Genomic DNA, 19,713 nt, shown 5'->3' with positions numbered 1-19,713 from the left:
GCTCTTTGGGGCGAGCCGCGATCATCGGCGGCTTCCTTGTCACCGCCTGGATCGGATCCTCGATCCCGCGCAATCCGGATTGGGTGGAACCGGAAGACGGCATCACTATCCTGATTGAAACCAATGACGTGCATACCGCCGTAGTCATGCCAATCATTTCACCGCAAAAAGATTGGCACGAGCATTTCCCGGCGAGCGATCTTGAACGGCCAGAGGTTTCTTACACTCACATATCGATCAGCTGGGGCCAAAAGGATGTATTCCTCAACACACCCACTTGGGCAGATCTAAAATCAGGGACGGCGCTGCGCGCGATCGTGGGCGGAGAGGCGCTCTTGCATGTCGCACATTATGCAAATCCGATACCCTCTCCCAACCATCGCGAGCTGCGCATCACACCTGAGCAATATGCAAAGCTGATCACCGTTATTGAACGAAGCATAGCCAACCCAACCCGGCGCGAAGTATATCCTGGATATAGCTGGTACGACGCTTTTTACGACGCCCCTGGCGCTTATCACATCGGCAACACCTGCAATCAATGGACGAGCGACACATTGGCGGAAGCAGGTATCAAGACCGGGTTTTGGACACCGTTCGCTGGCGGTGTGATGAAGTGGGTTCCTGACCGCTCAGAAAGCTAGTCGAGCAAGGCGCGCTGTTGCTCGAGATATAGCCGTTCCGCTGGCGGCGGGTCGCATTTCAACGCCTTATCAAATGCCGACTGCGCTTCTTCACTACGGCCCAGTTGTGCAAGCAAATATGCGTGCGCTGCATGAAAAGGGCGATAGTTGTCCAGACGATCGCGTGGGATGGTGAGAAGCAAATCCAATGCTGCTTCTGCTCCTTCAACATGGCTCATCGCGACCGCATGGTTGATGGCAACAATGCTGCTCTTTCGCATAATACTTAAAGCTTCATATAACTTGAGGATTGATGCCCAGTCCACCTCGCGTCTGAAATGGCGAGCTGCATGCGTTAGTTGGATCGCCGCCATGACTTGATACGGGCCAGTCTCGCCAAACGTTGCGGCTTTATCCAGCCACTGCCGTGCTTGTGCTATCCTCTTACCATCCCACAGCGCGACGTCCTGCTGTGAAAGCGGTACCATCATTCCTTTCGCATCGACGCGCGCTTTTGTGCGCGACGCAGCAAGCGCAACCAGAGCAGCAAGAGCGAGCACCTCGGATTCACTTGGACACAGCTCAGCGGCTAGTGCCGTCAAACGTTCAATTTCACGCCCAAGCTCAGCATTCGAGCCCGAACCCGCACCATCCTGATAAGCGACCGTGTATGCCAGCTCCAAAGTGAGCAGAACCGCCTCAATTCGGTCTGGCCATTCCTTTCTCGAAGGTGTTTCAAACGGAATGTTCGCTTGTTTAATCTTGCCCTTGGCGCGAGTGATGCGCTGAAAAATTGTCGCTTCTTTGGTTAAAAAAGCACGCGCAATATCGGAGACGGGCAAACCGCAAATCACTTTCAATGCCAGTGCGACACGCGCCTCAACCGACAGCGCAGGATGACAGCAAATGAAAAGCAGGCTCAGCCGCTCGTCAGGAATTGATTCTGGAAACTGAATAACCTCAGCCATTTCGGGCTCGTTCATCTCTCGCGAAAGTATGCGCTGTTCCACTTGCGCCTTCCGCATTCGATCCAACGCTTTCCGCTTTGCGGTGACGAACAGCCACGCATCGGGGCGATCGGGCGGTGGTGACATTTGCAGAAGGGCTTCAACGGCATCGCTGAAGCCGTCCTCTGCCCAATCCAGACTACGGAAATGTGCAGCCAGCGCCGCGATGACCCGTGGCCGCACATCCGCGATCTCATGCGCTGGAATCATTCCTCATATTGCCAAATTGGGCGCACCTCGACGGCGCCGTTGCTGGGCACAGGAATCTTGCGAGCCCAGGCAATTGCCTGATCGAGATTGTCGGCCTTGATCACATAGTACCCGCCAAGTTCTTCATGGGTTTCAGCGAAAGGGCCATCATGTAGGGTCGCTTCTCCATCTTTGTATTTGATGGTTGTTGCGGTGCCAGCACCAAGCAAACGGTTGCCGCCTGCATACACCTCGGCGGCATTCATCTCATCGATCAATGCCATGTGCTTTCCGACCACGTCCTCCAGCATCTTGGCGCCGTCTTCACCTTCGTAGAAGCTCTCATCTTCGTTAATCAGCAGCATGTATTCCATCGTCTGTCTCCATTGCGACTAGTGCCAATATGGCGAGGCTCTGCCACAAAGACGAGCGAGCGGTTTTCGATTCTACATCACTCGAAAGTTTTTATGGGTTCAGGGTCTGATCGAGCAAATCCAGCGCACCTTTAGTAAAGGCAAACATGTTTGCGATCCGGTCATCGCTGCTGGTTTCGGTCATCTGAGTCCATTCACCATCTGGACCGGCCACTGCGGCGACGCTCCGCCCAGACGCAACGCCCATAGGGTGTTTGCTCGATCCTGCTGAGCCGCTCTCCGCGACACCCCATTCAGCGCCAAAATTGTCGCGGATCGCGCGCGCTTGTAGCAGTGCATACTCCTCAGTTGCGGAGCGCATGCCTTTATATGCCTCTGACGGCAGATCAAAGAGCACGTCGCGGGCACGGAAGGAATACACGGTTCCACCTCCGACATAGAATTTCAGCGCGCCCGGAACGGTAAGCAGGCTTGCAGCGATCAATCCACCGGTCGCACCGTCGGCCACCGCGACCTTCTCACCACGCTGGATCAATACCCCTGCAATACGGGCCGCCTGCGAATGAAACTGTTCCAGCATCTATTCCGCAGGCTCGCTATCGGTCTTCTTGCCCGTGCGGGTCCATGGATACAGAAACTGCCCGCCATACCCACGCGGAACATCTTCCGGGATACCGTAATCCTTTGGCCACCGATCTTTGGGCAAATGGAAAGTCCCAAACAGCTTGTCGATCCAAGGGAAATGGATCGCAAAGTTGACGTCGAACGCCTCACGCTCAAGGCCGTGATGCCAATGATGGAAGCGCGGCGTCGCGATCCAATGCCCCAATCGGTTAAAGTTACCCCCGACATTCGCGTGAAGCAGCGAAGACCAAACATAGATAAAGCCGAGATAGGCCTGCATCACTGACGGACTGAACCCAAGCGTAAAGAGGGGCAATGAAGTGACCATACGTAGCGCAATAACTTCGATCAGGTGCATGCGTGATCCCGCCAGCCAATCCATCGACTTTGCACTGTGATGGATCGCATGGAATCCCCACAGGAAAGGAACCTGGTGGAAGAGCCGGTGATACCAATATTGCAGAATGTCCGATGTCACCAAGACGATGATGAATTGCACGATCCACGGTAGGCTCGCTATGCCTGCCCGGAACGCTTCCCAGTTACTGGTATTCGCGTTGATCACTGTCGAAGGTGCCAACGTCAGGAATGTGAGGATCTGCACAAACATCGTGCTGATGAGGAAGTAGAACAGATCCTCCCGCCACTCGTTGCGGAACAATCTTTGCTCTCGCCGATGCGGCACCAAACGTTCGAACGGAGCGAACATAAAGCCAGTTGCGAGCAGATTGATGATGAAGAAATCAAGGCCGAAGAAGATGCCCCAGCTGCGCGTCTCATCTGGCTGAACATTGGCACCGCCAATCAGCGCCGCGCCAATACCGATAGCCAACGCAGTCATGCCGAGCACTTTGCGCGGCTCGCAAAAGCAGGCTCAGCAAAGCCAGCGCATAGCTGGCGAGGAGCACGCCATGCACTAATGCGCGAAACCCGCCCCATTGCTTGACGACCTCCAGTTCAGGGGTCGCAAACCACTCAGGAAAACGTAGCGTGACGACAAGAAATAGGCCCGCGAGCGAGAATAGCAGCGCGAAGAAGCCGGATAGCCAGCCACTGCCAAACCGGCGTACCTGCCGTGGGGATTCCAGATCGCGCCGCAATTTCTGCCAAAAACTTGCGGCCTTCTCATCAATCACTTTTTCGAGTTTTTCGCTCATCCTGCCGCCTTTACAATCTCGGCCCAACCCGCCTCGTCGGTCGTCTCAACACCTAACTCTTGTGCCTTTTTCAACTTACTGCCCGCACCCGGTCCTGCGACCAAAAGGTCGGTTTTTGCGCTCACGGAACCAGAAGCTTTTGCCCCTAATCTTTCCGCCTGTGCTTTTGCTTCATCGCGGCTCATTGTTTCGAGTTTTCCGGTGAACACCACGGTTTTGCCAGCAACCGGGCTTTCAACCGTCTTCACTTCGTAGCGCGGCGGAGAAACCTCGCTCAGCAGATCGTCCCAGACCGCGATATTATGCGGTTCGTGAAAGAAGTCGCCAAGCGCCTCGACCACTGATGGGCCGATTCCGTCGATGGAGGCAAGTTCTGACGCCGCTTCCTCGTCTCCTTCGCGGGCTTTGATCGCAATGTCGCGCAACACCGGTAGCTCATGCATGTGCTTCATCAAATCGCGCGCCGTCACCGCCCCGACATGACGAATGCCAAGGCCGAACAGCAGGCGCGCAGCATCCGGCTCGCGCCGTGCTTCCACAGAAGCCAACAGATTGTCCACAGAGCGCTCTTTCCAACCCTCGAGCGCGAGGATGTCCTCACGCCGTTCCCTTAAGCGGAAGATATCAGCAGGGCTTTCCAGCCAGCCCAGCGCGAAGAATTGATCGATGGTTTTTTCGCCAAGACCGTCGATATCGAGCGCGCCGCGAGAGACAAAATGCTTCAATCTCTCAGTGCGTTGTGCGGGGCAGATCAGACCGCCCGTGCAGCGAACATCGACCTCGCCTTCTTCAGCAATTGCTTCGCTATCGCATTCCGGGCAGCGATCAGGGAACGCGAATGCGGTCCGCTCCACCTCACAGGTCAGGTTCTCCACAAGCTGTGGAATAACATCGCCCGCCCTTTGCACGACCACGCGATCACCTGGGCGGACGCCCAGACGCGCAATCTCGTCGCGGTTGTGGAGCGTTACATTGGTTACTGTCACGCCGCCCACCAGCACAGGTGAGAGCCGTCCAACAGGAGTCAGCTTCCCAGTGCGGTAGACCTGAATGTCGATGCTCTCAAGCGTTGTTTGCGCGCGCTCAGCGGGGAATTTATGGGCCAGCGCCCAGCGCGGTGCTTTTGCGACAAAACCAAGCCGCTGCTGATAATCAAGCCGGTCGACCTTGTAGACCACACCATCGATTTCATACGGCAAATCAGGCCGCGCATCGGCGATCTTGGCGTAATGCGCGAGGAGCCCTTCCGCCGTCTCGACCCGCGTGAACAACGGCGACACAGGAATGCCCCATTTGGCAAGTTGCTCGACCACTTCGTGTTGGGTTTCGCCCGGAACGTCGCTCGCCGCCCCCCAACCGTGCGCCCAGAATTTTAATGGCCTACTAGCCGTCACCTTGGCGTCTTTCTGACGCAATGATCCTGCCGCTGCGTTGCGCGGATTGGCGAATTGCCGCACTTTGCTCTCGTCCAGCTCTTCACCCTTGGCCGCTGCCGCCTCGCGTGCTTCGGACATCAGACGCGTATTCAGCGCCACAAAATCCTCGCGGCCCATATACACCTCACCGCGCACTTCAAACACGTCGGGTGCCTCGCCAGAAAGCTGCTGAGGAATATCAGTGATATGCGCGACATTGGGCGTCACATCCTCGCCCACCTGCCCATCCCCGCGTGTCGCCGCACGCATCAGTTTGCCGTTTTCGTAACGTAGCGAACAGGACAGCCCGTCGATCTTATCCTCGGCGGTAAAGGCAATTGGCGCGTCATCAGATAGCGACAGAAACCGCCGCACTCGCGCTACCCATTCATGGATTTCCTCATCGGAAAATCCATTGTCGAGGCTCATCATGCGAACCTCATGCGTTACCTTGCTTAGCGGTGATGCAGCGACCGCATGTCCGACCTTTTTCGATGGGCTGTCATCGCGGATCAGATGCGGGAAAGCTTCCTCCAGCTCCGCATTGCGGCGGACAAGCGCATCATACTCCTGATCGGTGATCTCAGGCGCGTCCTTCGCGTGATACAGCTCATCATGCCGCGCGATTTGGCGCGCAAGCCGCATCAGTTCGTTGGCGGCTTCAGCTTCGGACAGTTGCGTGCTCACACTCCCTCCAGCAAGCGGTCCGCCTGCGCGCGCGCCTCCGGCGTTACCTCAGCGCCCGATAGCATTCGGGCGATTTCTTCCTGCCGCCCGGCTTCATCAAGCAAGCTTACACTGGTCTTCGTCACTGTCCCGCTCGACGCCTTGGCAATGAGATAATGCATGCCGCCCCTCGCGGCGACTTGCGGGCTATGCGTCACTGCCAGCAATTGCCCACCGTCCGCCAATCTTGCGAGCCGGTCGCCAATCGCGCTCGCCACAGCTCCACCGACCCCGCGATCAATCTCATCAAAGATCACCGTTGCTGCCCCGCCCTGCTCCGCCAAAGCCACTTTCAACGACAGAATAAAACGCGACAATTCGCCGCCACTGGCGATTTTGCCGAGCGGCGCATGGTCGGCACCAGGATTGGTCGAGATCAGGAATTCGACGCTGTCCATACCATGCGGTCCCCATTTTTCCTCTGGCAACGCGCCGATGGCCGTCAGAAAGCTGGCTGCGTCCAACTTGAGCGGAGCCAATTCACCCGCAACCGCCTTATCCAGCTTCTTCGCCGCTGCGACCCGCGCCTTGTGCAATACACCAGCCTTTTTCTCATAAGCTTCGCGCGCGGACTTTGCCGCCGCTTCGAGCGCGTCCAGTTCTGCCTCGCCACCTTCGATGGAATCCAAAGCAACACGAAACTCGCGCATTTTCTCAGGCAGTTCATCGACTTCGCAGCGATGTTTTCTAGCCAGAGCGCGCAGCTCAAAAAGGCGGGTCTCCGCCTCATCCAACGCAGCAGGATCATGGACCAATGCATTGGCGGCATCGTGTAGCTTATCCTCCGCTTCACCGGCCTCGATCACAGCGCGATCAAGCGATGCCAACGCTTCGGCAAGTAAGGGATGCTCCGCCGCAATTCGATCAAGCCGCCGCGCCGCGATACGCAGCGAAGCGAGCGGGGAATCCGAACCCTCCCAAATCTGGCGTAATTCCTCCAAATCGCCTGACAGTTTCTCTCCCTTTTGCATGGCAGAGCGCGTTTCAGCCAAGCGCGCCTCCTCGCCTGCCTGAGGTTCCAGCGCGGTTAGTTCAGCCAGATGTGCAAGCAACAAATCCTGATCAAGCTTGGATTGTTCCAGCGCTTCGCGCGCTTCGCGTAATTGTACAGCTGCGGTTTGCCAACTAGCCCAAGCTGATGCGACGCTTGCCGTGTCTGCACCCGCAAAACGATCAAGCAGCGCCCTGTGGCCGCGTGGATTCACCAGCCCGCGATCATCATGCTGACCGTGCAACTCAACGAGGTGCCCACTGAGTTCGCGCAGCAACGCAACCCCAACCGGTTGATCATTGATCCACGCTTTAGAACCGCCATCGGCCTTAACTTGGCGCCGGATCAGCAGCGGTTCGCCCGGCTCCAGCTCAACGCCTGCATCGTCAAGCATTTCGGCTAAGCTCACGGGCAATGTAGCAAACTCAAAACTGGCCGTGACGCTGGCTTTTTCTTCGCCCGCCCTAACAAGCCCGGTCTCAGCGCGGTTGCCAAGCACCAGGCCTAGTGCATCGAGCAAGATCGACTTACCAGCGCCGGTTTCACCGGTCAGGACACCAAGACCGCGCCCAAAATCGAGATCAAGCGCCTCGATCAGGACGATGTTGCGGATGGACAGGCGCGTGAGCATTACATTGGCATCTAGCCAATCGCTCCGCGCCCGTCACGTGGTGCTGTGCGGAAACGAACAGCTATTCCGCAGCTACGTGATTTGGCAATGCTGACCTCAGAAGCAGAAACCCGCTAATCGCAGCGACACCCGACCCGGCAAGTACGCCGAGCTTCACTGCGTCCACCAGCGTCTGATCCGCGAAGGCCAGATTGCCGATGAACAGGCTCATGGTGAAGCCGATTGCCGCCAGCAATGACAATGCGTGTACCTGTCGCCAGTTTACATCTTCAGGCAACTTAGCGAGGCCGGTTTTAACAGCCATCCAAGCAAAGCCGAAAATACCAACCTGCTTTCCGATCAACAGACCAAGGATGATGCCCAGCGGCAGCGGCTCAGCCAGTGCAGAAAGCTCAAGCCCGGCGAAGGACACACCCGCATTGGCGAAACCAAAGATCGGAATGACGAGAAACGCGACCCATGGGTGAAGCGCGTGCTCCATCCGTTCAAGTGGGTTCTCACCGCCGCGCGCAGCCATCGGTACGGTCATGGCCGCAGCGACACCGGCAAGGGTCGCGTGTACGCCCGATTTCAACACGAACACCCACATGACGATAGTGAGCAATACGTAGGGAATGCTGGAGGCGACTTTCAGGCGATTGACGACAATCAATGCGACCAGCGCAGCTGCGCCGCCCATAAGCATATCGGTGTCTATATTGCCGGAATAGAAGATTGCGATGATTGCAATCGCGCCGATGTCATCGATCACTGCGACTGCGAGCAATAATGCCTTTAACGCGACCGGGACCCGTGGCCCGAGCAGTGAAAGGATACCCAACGCAAAGGCAATATCGGTCGCGGACGGAATGGCCCATCCGGAAATTGTCTCTGGGCTATCGGCATTTAGCCCAACAAAGATGAGAGCTGGCATCGCCATTCCGCCTATGGCAGCGACAAGGGGCAGCGACGCCTTGTCCCAGCTGGACAGCTGGCCGACCAAAATTTCGCGTTTTACCTCCAGCCCTACAAGGAAAAAGAAGATCGCCATCAGGCCGTCATTAATCCAAAGGATCAAAGGTTTATCGATCGCGAAGCTGCCCACAGCCAACGTGACGGGCACATTCAGGAGCTCGCCATAGACACCAGACAGCGCGCTGTTGGCCACGATAAGCGCAATCAACGCTGAGAAGATCAATACAATGCCGCCTGCGCTTTCTTTTTGCAGAAAATCACGAAGCATGGGCGCAATCGCGCGGACCATCGGGTCTCTCCCTGTAAAGTGGTGTTGTTAGGTCAATGAGGGTCCTTAAGCGCGGTTCCCCGATTTCGTGCAAAAGTCGCAAATGAAGACCTATAGGTCAGCCAAGTAAGTGAGCAACGCGCAAGTACCGCGTGACCGAGCATTTCGTATAAATTGAGAATACAATCGGACCACCGATGATGCTTCACCTGCCGGGCCTTGGAGGGGGGATGTGAGGGACAACCCGGGGGCTCGCATGCATCGGCAATCCGATGCGGTCCGACATCACGAGATCACAAAGGATGATACTCGCCAGAGGGGCCCGGCCCGCAATGGTCAAATACGACTAAAACGATCTCATTCCAAGCCCGCAAGGTCTCAACCTCGACGAACAGCAAAGGAAATCCGACCAAAAGCGGTCAGTTGCTAACTGAGGCGACACCGGGAACATCTGCCGCAATATGGCTCCATGCCATACTGTTACGCGCAAAGTCCCTCATCCCTTCGCTCTGCCAAGCAACCAAGTTGAGATTGTCGATAACCACACTCTGCGCGGGTCCAGCGCCATCGCCTGTGAATTTCAGGATTGGCCGAAATTCTCGCACTTTGCCAACTTCGTCGCGCGGCACGTCAAACTCAAATCTTACTGTTTGCCAGTCAGAGCTTGCAGCTATTCCCGCTTTATCAAATATTTGCCCAGCCCAGCGTTTCCCCGCTGGTTCCCCTACACCGGGGCGCGCTTTCACCAGCACCTCTAAATCCAACGGCTCATTAGCACGAATATCGAACTCAATTGTGACCTTATCCGCACGGACGTAACGCAGATAGGATTGGGTGTAGAGATAAGCTGACTTGCCAACTTCATGGAACTTCAACTCGGCATGCTGATTCAGGGTATCGGAACGCACAAACTCCACGTCCATACCCTCAGAACCCCAACGCCGATCCCGTGCATCACCAAAGGTGCTATTTTCGAAATCGCCCCCGGGGACGAGCAATTGGCCAAACCGATCTCCATCCGCTCCACATTCGCGTGAGATCACCATTCGACCAAGCTTGGAGCATGCTTGCTTGTTCCGTTGCACCTTGTGATCGCCCTGAGTCACGACCGCATGGCCACCGCTAAGCATCAGTTTCGTGTCACGCTCTTCCGATAGCGCCATTACCCGCCGCAGCACATATTCGCGCACCGACCCGACTGCGGGAACCGGTAGATAGTCAAGCATAAACATGGGGATGACTTCTGCGCGATGGAACTTGTCGCCATCGAGCCAAACCTTGAGGACATATCCCGGCATCGTCTCGGGAAAATTTTGATCAAACAAGAAGTTACCGACCGAGGATGCAATCAACGCTCCAGAGTAAACCTCAAGACCTTGAACAACGTGCGGATGATGTCCGATAACGACCGGACTGCCACGCTCCGCCGCGATCCGCAGCCTGCGTTCAGTGCGCTCGGTTGGGCGAAGACTGTACTCGCTCCCCCCATGATATTGCAGGATTGGCACTGCGCCGTCGCGACGTTCGCGGTCCACAATCTCGCGAACGGTTGCGTTATAACCAAGCCCAGCACCGCCTTTGTTTTCAGTCGCCGCTTGATGAGCCCTTTGGCTGCCAATGGTTCCGACGACTCCCATCAGAGCGAGCGTCTCGTCGCCGAAAGTCTCGTAATGTGCGGCCAGCGCTTCGTCGGCATCATAGCCGGCCCCAGAATAAGGCAATCCGGCCTCGTCCAGGAAACCAAACGTGGTCTTCATGCCGGGGTCGCGGTAGTCAAAGATGTGGTTGTTGCCCAAGGTTACATGGTCAAAGCCAGCACGCTTGAGCGCCCCTGCCAATTGCGGGACCGAATAGAAAACAATCCGCTTGTCCATTGGTTCTGCCGGGGCCTCATGACCCAACACAGTTTCCAAATTGACCGAAGCGATATCAGCGGTTTCGATATAGGGCTTCATCGGCGCCAACAGGCGGTCGAGATCGGCATCAACACTGCCGTCTCTGATGTGACGAGGCGTCCCCCGCGGCGGTTTCAGATAGCGGCGCCCTGCCATGGCGTCGCCTGCAAAGAATAGCTCCACCCTGCCAGGCTTGCGAGCAACAAGTTCGATTGTCGGGATCTTCAAACAGCCGCAGCTGGTGTTGAGTAATTCCTGATGTCCGAAGGTCTGAACGCTGGCGAACACCGAGTCTCCGGCAATATCGAGCCGATAGTAGGAATTGGGGCGCACTCTCCCGGTAAAACTACCGTCAGCCTTCACGATCATCGATTGTCCATTCACCGCCACAGTGACGGCATCCATGGTCAACCCCTCATCGGATCCGTCCACGACACCGCTAATCTCAACTGACGGTTGATCGCCCTGCGCACGCGCGTTCGCCGGCGCGGCAAGCGCCAGCACCGCTATGGTCAGAATAATGGCAAGACGAAGTGCTCCAGACATAGCCGAAGCCTAGCCTGCACCTCGTGAGATTTGGTTAATTTCGGCGCAACTTTGCGCCTTTTGCAGCGCTAACTCGCGGTCACGCCGGATGCGTGATCCTGAACCAGTTCATAGGCACGCTCATACCACTTGCTTGCAGGGTGATTGGCGCCAAGGACGGCGGTATACTTCACGGCCTCTTCCGGGATGCCCAAGGCCAGGCTACTCTCGGTAAGGCGATACAGCGCTTCTGGCGCGTGGCTGGTGGTTTGAAAGTCATTTACGACGTTTTGAAAGCGTACCTGCGCAGCAATCCAACGGCCACTTTTTTGATAGAAGCGACCGATCTCCATCTCTTTCCCAGCCAAGTGGTCTTCAACAAGATCGAGCTTGAGCCGCGCGTCAGTGGCATATTCACTCTGTGGGAAGCGGCGATTTACCTCACGCAGAGCAGTGCGCGCCTGCTCCGTGGTTTTCTGATCGCGCTGAACATCGCTGATCTGCTCATAATAGCTGAGCGCGATGAGATAGTAGGCGTAAGGCGCGTCTTTATTGCCTGGGTGAATTGACAGAAAACGCTGCGAGCTCTGGATCGCCTTGTTATAGTCGCGAGCGACATAATAGCTAAACGCACTCATCAGCTGCGCCCTGCGCGCCCAAGGCGAATAGGGGTGCTGGCGCTCAACCTCGTCAAACAAGGCCGCGGCAATTGTCGCCTGCCCGCGATCAAGCCGATCCTTGGCGGACATGTACAATGTTTCCACGTCGCGAGCGACATAGGCCGTGTCGGCTGGGTTGTTATTGCCCCCACCACAAGCTGAAAGCGTAAGAGTTGCCCCTAGCACGGCGGCGGCGAAAACTGTTTTGTTAGAGCGTGTCATCAAGAATGGCCTATAATCAGGCTGGCGCTGAACGCCAAGTGAAGTCACGCGATCTTTTGTTGATGCGCGCTAAGTCGCGGCAAGGCTTGGCCGCAATGATCGCAGCTTTAGCGCCTCAGGCAGCGTAAAGAGCCAACCCGCACCGATGCGCTTGAGGCACAGATAGATTAGCAGGCACAGACAAATAAGGAGCGCGTTTCCAATCAATGGATAGGCGAATGCAAGTGCCACACCGCCTGTTGATTGCACCCAGGCGCTGATCGTCGATCCGAAAAGCGCATTGACCGCAATCAGGATGCTGGAATGCATGACGTAGATCGGCAGAGTATTGCGCCCTACATATTTAAAGGCGTTCATACCCGGCCAATCCTGCATCACCCGGGCCAGGTTAAGGATCAAAGCGATCCCGATCACCGTCGGGATAAGCCAAATCCCCGGTATACCCCTGTCAAACAGCAGCAGCGGAATCATCGACACGGCGTAAGCGACAACCAAGCCCGACACGGTCAACCAACCTGGCCGCGCAACCGCCCCTTTGAAAAGCATTGGGAAATATATCCCGGCAAGGAAGTATGGAAGCGAACGGACCATCTGCGGCACGACGATTCCGTGGAACCCTTCCGAAAATGCCGAGGCTGCAAACGCGAGCACGATGGCCGGTATGGGCCATTTTTTGAGCAGGCGCGCCAAGAGGAAGAAAGCGACCAACCCGTATAAGAACCAGATTTGCGTGTTGGGAAACAGCAATTCACCGCCAAAGCGCACGGCAAAATCCTTGACCGATCTTACCGACAAATCACGAAATAACAGCCACAGGGTCATCACCGAGACGAAGCCCCAGAGCACATATACAAAATACAGAAGGCCAACCCGCTTGTCCCAGACATCGCGCAATGGCTTGTGCAGCGATGTCGTGGCGAGGAATCCTGAGATAAAAAAGAAAGTCGGCATACGCGCAGGACGTGCCGCGCTTGTCAGCGTATCCCAAATCTTTGAGGCACGGTCGTCGAGCGCAAGGTTGGCAAAATGCAATTCGTCAAAATGCATCACCACAACCAGAATGATGCAAAAACCACGAGCCAGATCGATCCACGGCAAACGATCACGCTGCTCAGCATGCGCCATCGTACTTCTTGTTGTGTCCCCGCCCATAGGCGTTAGCGCTTAGCGCCAATCACCTGACATCTGCAACCAGCGCGTCCATTGCAGGCTTATAAACCTCAAAAAGGATCATTTGCCCAGTTGCCGGATTGCGTGCTGCACCTGATGTTGGATGTAAGCCGTCAGATTGATAAAGCACCATATTGAATGGTGCGTCGTTCGATCCCATCTGCGGATCGTTGGCGAAATCAGCCACGCCATCAACCCAATCAGCGCTCTTCACAATCTCTGCCAGCTCAAGCCGCATCGCGTTGTAAGTCGCATTGTCCGCCCCGGCGATTTGGTGCGGAAGCAGCGTAGAGATCACAACCTGCGCCCCATCGGCTCGCAAAATATCGACATAGGCCTTGAGCTCTGTCGCGAACTCTTGCGCGCTGTCATATTTATGCAGATCATTTGACCCGATATAGATTGATACGAGATCAGGCTTTAAAGCGAGAACAGAATCGATGCGATCAGTAAGCGTGTTGATGCCACTGCCACCAACGGCAAGGCCGTGATACTCAATATCGGTGCGCGAGTTACCAAACATACCCGTATGGCTTCCGCCCCAACTGACCGCTGAGCTGCTACCCTCGGTCACAACAACAATCCGGCCATCACCACCAGCAGACGCTGGGCTCTGTGTGGGAGTAGGAGTGGGCGTGGGAGTTGGCGTCGGTGTAGGCGTTGGAGTCGGTGTGGGTGTTGGCGTAGGAGTCGGCGAAGGCGTAACCGCCACCGAAACACCAGCAGGTGCCTGAGCACTGCCACCACCACATGAAGCCAAAGCGCAAGACGCGACCGCGAGCAAAAGCATTCTTTTTGTCATTCACCCCGGCTAAAAGAGTGCAGTTAAAGCCGCGTACAGGGGGATGGTTACCAAATCAGGGCGAATCCGTTAACATTTGGGACTAACCGCTCGTCGCTGCGACGAACGGAGCGCTGAGCAAGGTTTTGGCCTACTCTTCGCCCATCCGGAGCGCGGCTATGAAGGCCTCCTGCGGAATGCTGACATTGCCATACTCGCGCATCTTGGCCTTGCCCTTCTTCTGCTTCTCCAGCAGTTTCTTCTTACGGCTGATATCGCCTCCATAGCATTTGGCGGTCACATCTTTGCGCAGCGCTGCAATCGTCTCACGCGCGATAATTTTACCGCCAATTGCCGCTTGGATCGGTATTTTGAAAAGATGGCGTGGGATCAGATCTTTCAACCGTTCACACATGCCCCGCCCGCGCTCTTCAGCGACACTGCGATGTACAATCAGCGACAACGCATCGACTGGCTCGGCATTGACCAAAATGTTCATCTTAACCAGATCGCCCTCGCGCAGGCCAATCTGCTCATAATCAAAGCTCGCATAGCCGCGTGAAATTGACTTCAAACGATCATAAAAGTCGAACACGACTTCGTTAAGCGGCAGCTCATACGTCACCTGCGCACGGCCACCGACATAAGTCAGATCGGTCTGAATACCGCGTCGGTCCTGGCACAGTTTGAGGATCGAGCCCAGATATTCGTCAGGCGTATAGATTACGGCCTTGATCCATGGCTCTTCAATCATCTCTATCCGGTTTACGTCAGGCCAGTCCGCCGGATTATGCAGCAAGATCTCTTTGGCATCTTCGTTCTTCGTCTTGCCGAGTTGCAATCGATAGACCACTGACGGAGCCGTGGTGATCAGATCAAGATCGTATTCGCGCGAGAGGCGTTCCTGAATGATTTCAAGGTGCAGCAGGCCGAGGAAACCTGCACGGAAGCCAAAACCCAGCGCCGCACTTGATTCCATCTCAAAGCTGAAACTTGCGTCGTTCAAGCGCAGTTTTCCGATGCTCTCGCGCAGCTTTTCAAAATCCGCTGCATCGACCGGAAACAGCCCGCAGAACACCACTGGTTGTACTTCCTTATAGCCAGGCAATGGCTCGGTCGCCCCGCCCTTTACGGTGGTGATCGTGTCACCGACGCGGGCCTGCTCAACCTCTTTGATCTGCGCCGTGATAAAACCAATTTCGCCGGGGCCTATTTCTGGCAAGTCAGCACGCTTTGGCGTGAAACACCCCACCCTGTCGATCAGGTGTTCCGTGCCGCCCTGCATGAATTTGACGTTGAGACCTTTCTTGAGAACGCCATCGATAACACGCACCAGAATGACGACACCTAGATAAGGATCATACCAGCTATCAACGAGACTCGCCTTGAGCGAGGCGTCGCGATCTCCTGTTGGAGGCGGGATGCGTGCAACCACAGCTTCCAGCACATCTTCAATGCCAAGACCCGTTTTGGCGCTGGTCAACGCGGCATCAGATGCATCAAGGCCGATCACTTCCTCGATTTCCAGCTTTACCCGATCCGGCTCCGCAGCCGGCAAATCGACCTTGTTAATCACCGGCACAATCTCGTGATCGTGCTCAATCGACTGGTATACATTGGCGAGCGTCTGTGCCTCGACACCTTGCGCAGCATCCACCACGAGCAAGGCCCCTTCACAAGCGGCGAGACTGCGCGACACCTCATACGCAAAGTCGACGTGCCCGGGCGTATCCATCAGGTTCAGCTCATACGTCTCACCATTTTTGGCCGTATAATTGAGACGCACGGTTTGGGCCTTGATAGTAATGCCGCGTTCGCGCTCAATATCCATATTGTCGAGCACCTGCTCAGACATTTCACGATCAGTCAGGCCACCACATGCCTGGATCATCCGGTCAGCCAGCGTGGACTTGCCGTGATCGATGTGTGCGATAATTGAGAAATTACGTATTTTGGAAAGATCAGTCATTACCCACGCCCCTTAGCGGGGGAGACAGACCGCGCCAAGCGGCCTTATGCGGCTTGCCGACCGGTTTGTGACGGTGCGTTCTCTGACAGGGTGAATTGCGCATATGTTGGCGCAGCAGTCGGTGCCGGTCCGCCAGCGTTGTATTTTCCTGGCGAAAGCGCTTCTAACGGTGCACCAGCAGTCGCAAGTTCATACGGGCTGACACGATGGCGCGTACACAAACCGCCCGCACCATCGTCAACCAATTCCTGCTCAAACTCTACGCCTTGCGTATCATCCATTGTGCGCTTGACCGATGCCACGGCCAATTGCCCGCCACCAAAATCAAGAACGAAGGCCGTGCCAACAGGCACATTCTCAAGTCCCTGAATCATTGCGCCGGAGCGCGACAGATTGCGCAGCGTCACATCATAATAGTGATCTTCGTGAATAATCCCGATCTTGCGGAAGACTGTTCGACGGGTCGCACGCTGCGAGCCTTCATTCGTCGGCGCCAATGTCCATTCGCCGGAATCCAGGCATTTCTGCACGGCATCAACAGTAAGAGCGTCGGAAAACACGTAGCCTTGAATAGTGTTAATCCCGTGCGATTGAAGCTTCTCAAGCAATTCCATCGCATGAATGCCCGAAGCGCCCGTTTCCATGCCCATGGCACCCGCGAGAGTCGTAATGGCGCCAATCATTTTCATGTCGCCATATTCGTCGCCCACCGTTGGTTCGAAATATTCACTGCCGATATTGAGCGCGCTAAACGGAGCCCGCCGCAGGTAATTCAGCGAGGACAGCCCGCTTCCGAATTGGTCCAGCGTCAATCGCACACCGAGCTTGAACAAGCCTGCCAGTGCTTTGTCGACTGCCGCACTGTCACCTTGGAGAATGGATTCCCCGAGCTGCAACTCAAGCCGGCTCGCTCCGAGGCCAGTTTCCTCCAGCGTCTTTTCGACCATGGGTACAAACCCGGTTGCAGCAAACTGCACCGGTGAGACTTTGATCGCGAGACGAATAGATCCCGGCCATGTGAGCGCAGTTTCGCATGCTTTGCGCAGACCCCATTCGCCAATCGGGACTATCAGACGACTGCCCTCGGCAACGGGCAGAAATGTTTCCGATGCTACCCTGCCACGATCTTCGTCATCCCAGCAGTACTTCGCTTCCAGTCCAATGACACGATTGCCATCAAGCGAGACGATTGGCTGGTATTCAAGAGTGAACTGACCATCCTCGATAGCCTGCGCGAGATCCTGTTCCATGCGCTTGCGGAGCTTCGCCTCATGCTCAAGATCTGAAGCGTAGAAACGGAATTGGCCCCGACCGCCATTTTTTGATGCATAAAGCGCCAAGTCCGCTGCGCGTGTCAGCTCTTCACGTTCCAAGCCATCATAGGGCGCAATCGCGATTCCAACAGAACACCCGATTATTGCCCTGCCATCGGCAAGTGAATACGGCTGCGAAAGCATGGCGATAATTTTCTTCGCCAGTGCGCCAAGCTCGCCGCGGTCATCCATGTCAGGCATGAGGATCTGGAATTCATCGCCGCCAAGACGGCCAATCTCACCCTGCCCGTCAATGGCGCTTTTGAGCCGCTCCGCAACCTGCTGAAGCAACTGGTCACCGGCTGCATGCCCAAGCGTATCGTTGACTTGCTTGAAACGATCAAGGTCGAGCATCAGCAACGCGCAGGCCCGCTCGGCAGACCTGAAGGCCTGGAGCGTCGAATTGATCCGCATTTCCATTCGCGGACGGTTCGCAAGACCGGTGAGCGAGATCGAACTGCGCCAGTCGCGCCGCCTCTTCCTCCATCCGGAACTCTTCGGTCACATCTATCGCGACGCCGCGGAAGCCCATGAAGTCACCGCCCTTTGATAGAGGTTGGCCGGACAATCGGAGCACAAGATCCACCCGTTTATCGGTGGTCTTTACGGTCAGGTTTGAGAAACTTTTGCGCGAACCCAGCTTTAGACCAAGAGAGCGGCCGTCAGTTTCGCCGCCGGAGGGCACAAAAAGGGATTGAAGAGGCTGGTCGAGCAGGCTGTCTATGTCGGTTTCAAATCGCTCAACAATAGTCGGGCTCAGATATGTGATTTTGCCAGCAGAGTCCGTCGCCCAAAACCAACTGACGCCAGCATCCTCAAGCCCTTCAACGATTTCGAGCTTTTCGGCATCCCCCACGGTCGAGCGACGGCCGCCGCGCGACCGGGAGCCGCCACCCTTAAACAGATCTGAAAAGGGCAATGCGCCCATCGTGGCAGCCTCGACAAAGGTAATTTCCGATTGGGAAGGACTAAACCAGAATGGTTAGCATCGCCCTAACGGTTTTTACTAACGCGCGTTAACTGGTTGAAAAATTATGCGCCGATTCCGCTGGTTAGACGCGGCGCGGCAACTTCAACCTCGAGAAATTTTTTCTGCGTGCCCAATTGCCCGCGTTCCTGCATCAGCATCGCGAACGCATCTTGCCGCAGCGCCTCCAGCGGACGCCCTGCTGCCTCAATTTCGTAAGGTGAAACGCGATGGCGGGTACACAAACCGTCAGCGCCATCACTAATCAGCGGGGTTTCAAACTCGATCCCCTGTCGGCTTCCAGTGGAACGCCTGACCGTACATACCGCTAGCTGGCCATCACCAAGATCAAGGACAAATTGCGTGCCCTTAGGCACGTCCGCAAGCCCCTCAATCATTGCGCCAGTTTTTGACAGGTTCCGCATCACCACGTTGTAACGCGAATCTTCGTGGATCACGGCTATTTTGCGATACACTGTCCGGCGATCCGCACGGTATCTGGCGGGGCCTTTCGGTTCGTATTCAAGCTGACCGTTCTCAAGCCTCTTCAAGACTTCGTCTTGCGGCAAGCCAGGCGAAAAGATGTAACCCTGAATAATGTCGGCACCACGCTTCTTGACCAGAGCCAGTTCGTCTTCGGTCTCGACACCTTCCGCCACGGTTTCCATCTTGAGTGCGCTGGCAAGACCCACAATCGCGCTCATAATGGCCGAATTGTTATTGTCCTTCTCAGTCGATCCGCGGACAAAACTTTGATCAATTTTGATTTTGTCAAATGGCGCGTTGCGCAAATAGCTCAGAGAGCTGTAGCCCGTGCCAAAATCGTCAAGCGCCAACTGGACTTTCAGATCCTTGAGTTCTTTGAAGATCCGCTCTGCACGTTCTGTATCACCGACAAAAACCGACTCTGTAATTTCCAGAACGAGGCGCGCGGGATCTAGTCCCGATGTAATAAGCGCGGTTTCCACGATTTGCGGGAAATCATCATGAGCGAACTGGATCGCGGACACATTCACCGCAACTTTCAGATCCACCGGCCATTCTGTCGCCTGACGGCACACGGTCTTGAGCGCCCATTCGCCCATTTGCTTAATGATATCAATTTCTTCTGCGACCGGAATAAACAGTCCAGGTGAAACGGCGCCACGCTCTGGATGGAACCATCGGATGAGCGATTCAGAATCCCTTGACCTTATGCGTCTTCGCACAAACCAAGGGCTGATAGTGCATCTCCAGCTCTTCCTTGACCATTG

Annotated in this window: 17 protein-coding genes; 1 reads left to right on the top strand and 16 read right to left on the bottom strand. The window is 55.8% G+C overall.

Annotation, left to right across the window (positions count from 1 at the left end; all coding sequences use genetic code 11):
* The first annotated feature begins 5 nt into the window (after positions 1-5).
* Entirely contained in the window at positions 6-644 is a 639-nt protein-coding gene (locus ACZ1GM_RS07800) for a TIGR02117 family protein (RefSeq protein ID WP_472675958.1), read from the top strand.
* Here ACZ1GM_RS07800 and ACZ1GM_RS07795 read toward each other — a convergent pair.
* From ACZ1GM_RS07795 to ACZ1GM_RS07720, 16 genes are all read right to left on the bottom strand, one after another.
* The gene (locus ACZ1GM_RS07795) at positions 641-1,813 is read right to left on the bottom strand and encodes an RNA polymerase sigma factor (protein ID WP_472675957.1); all 1,173 of its coding nucleotides are present in this window, start codon (positions 1,811-1,813) and stop codon (positions 641-643) included. The genes ACZ1GM_RS07800 and ACZ1GM_RS07795 overlap by 4 nt on opposite strands.
* Positions 1,814-1,836: 23 nt before the next feature.
* Positions 1,837-2,193: a YciI family protein gene (locus ACZ1GM_RS07790; RefSeq protein WP_472675956.1), complete on the bottom strand. Its 357-nt coding sequence runs from the start codon at positions 2,191-2,193 to the stop codon at positions 1,837-1,839.
* 91 nt (positions 2,194-2,284) lie between these two features.
* Positions 2,285-2,773 (bottom strand): CinA family protein, encoded by a 489-nt coding sequence (locus ACZ1GM_RS07785; RefSeq protein ID WP_472675955.1) that lies wholly within the window; start codon positions 2,771-2,773, stop codon positions 2,285-2,287.
* Positions 2,774-3,658 (bottom strand): sterol desaturase family protein, encoded by an 885-nt coding sequence (locus tag ACZ1GM_RS07780; protein WP_472675954.1) that lies wholly within the window; start codon positions 3,656-3,658, stop codon positions 2,774-2,776.
* Entirely contained in the window at positions 3,594-3,974 is a 381-nt protein-coding gene (locus ACZ1GM_RS07775; protein ID WP_472675953.1) for a hypothetical protein, read from the bottom strand. Before ACZ1GM_RS07775 ends, ACZ1GM_RS07780 begins: the two co-directional genes overlap by 65 nt.
* Positions 3,971-6,034, bottom strand: coding sequence for an NAD-dependent DNA ligase LigA (gene ligA / locus ACZ1GM_RS07770; protein WP_472678520.1), 2,064 nt, complete (start codon positions 6,032-6,034; stop codon positions 3,971-3,973). The genes ACZ1GM_RS07775 and ligA overlap by 4 nt, the downstream gene beginning before the upstream one ends.
* Before the next feature lie 38 nt (positions 6,035-6,072).
* A complete protein-coding gene (recN, locus tag ACZ1GM_RS07765) occupies positions 6,073-7,737 on the bottom strand; it encodes a DNA repair protein RecN (protein WP_472675952.1) in 1,665 nt (554 codons plus the stop codon).
* A gap of 61 nt (positions 7,738-7,798) precedes the next feature.
* Positions 7,799-8,980 carry a Na+/H+ antiporter NhaA gene (gene nhaA / locus ACZ1GM_RS07760; protein WP_472675951.1) on the bottom strand — a complete coding sequence of 394 codons (1,182 nt, stop codon included), beginning with the start codon at positions 8,978-8,980 and terminating at the stop codon, positions 7,799-7,801.
* 398 nt (positions 8,981-9,378) lie between these two features.
* Complete coding sequence (locus ACZ1GM_RS07755) at positions 9,379-11,400, bottom strand: CapA family protein (RefSeq protein WP_472675950.1); 2,022 nt, start codon at positions 11,398-11,400, stop codon at positions 9,379-9,381.
* A gap of 68 nt (positions 11,401-11,468) precedes the next feature.
* Entirely contained in the window at positions 11,469-12,260 is a 792-nt protein-coding gene (locus tag ACZ1GM_RS07750) for an outer membrane protein assembly factor BamD (protein WP_472675949.1), read from the bottom strand.
* Between the two features lie 69 nt (positions 12,261-12,329).
* On the bottom strand, positions 12,330-13,385 hold the full coding sequence (locus tag ACZ1GM_RS07745) for an acyltransferase family protein (RefSeq protein WP_472675948.1): 1,056 nt from the start codon (positions 13,383-13,385) through the stop codon (positions 12,330-12,332).
* A 49-nt stretch (positions 13,386-13,434) separates the two neighbouring features.
* On the bottom strand, positions 13,435-14,220 hold the full coding sequence (locus tag ACZ1GM_RS07740) for an SGNH/GDSL hydrolase family protein (RefSeq protein ID WP_472675947.1): 786 nt from the start codon (positions 14,218-14,220) through the stop codon (positions 13,435-13,437).
* A 142-nt stretch (positions 14,221-14,362) separates the two neighbouring features.
* Positions 14,363-16,180: a translation elongation factor 4 gene (gene lepA, locus ACZ1GM_RS07735; RefSeq protein ID WP_472675946.1), complete on the bottom strand. Its 1,818-nt coding sequence runs from the start codon at positions 16,178-16,180 to the stop codon at positions 14,363-14,365.
* Positions 16,181-16,224: 44 nt separating this feature from the next.
* The gene (locus tag ACZ1GM_RS07730) at positions 16,225-17,907 is read right to left on the bottom strand and encodes a putative bifunctional diguanylate cyclase/phosphodiesterase (protein ID WP_472675945.1); all 1,683 of its coding nucleotides are present in this window, start codon (positions 17,905-17,907) and stop codon (positions 16,225-16,227) included.
* Complete coding sequence (locus tag ACZ1GM_RS07725) at positions 17,834-18,421, bottom strand: hypothetical protein (RefSeq protein WP_472675944.1); 588 nt, start codon at positions 18,419-18,421, stop codon at positions 17,834-17,836. The genes ACZ1GM_RS07730 and ACZ1GM_RS07725 overlap by 74 nt, the downstream gene beginning before the upstream one ends.
* A 104-nt stretch (positions 18,422-18,525) precedes the next feature.
* Complete coding sequence (locus ACZ1GM_RS07720) at positions 18,526-19,668, bottom strand: EAL domain-containing protein (protein ID WP_472675943.1); 1,143 nt, start codon at positions 19,666-19,668, stop codon at positions 18,526-18,528.
* Between the last annotated feature and the right edge of the window lie 45 nt (positions 19,669-19,713).

The organism is Qipengyuania sp. JB2-7, from assembly GCF_055693485.1.
Note: the sequence above shows the minus strand (reverse complement) of the source record. Positions and strands in the feature narration are given on the sequence as shown.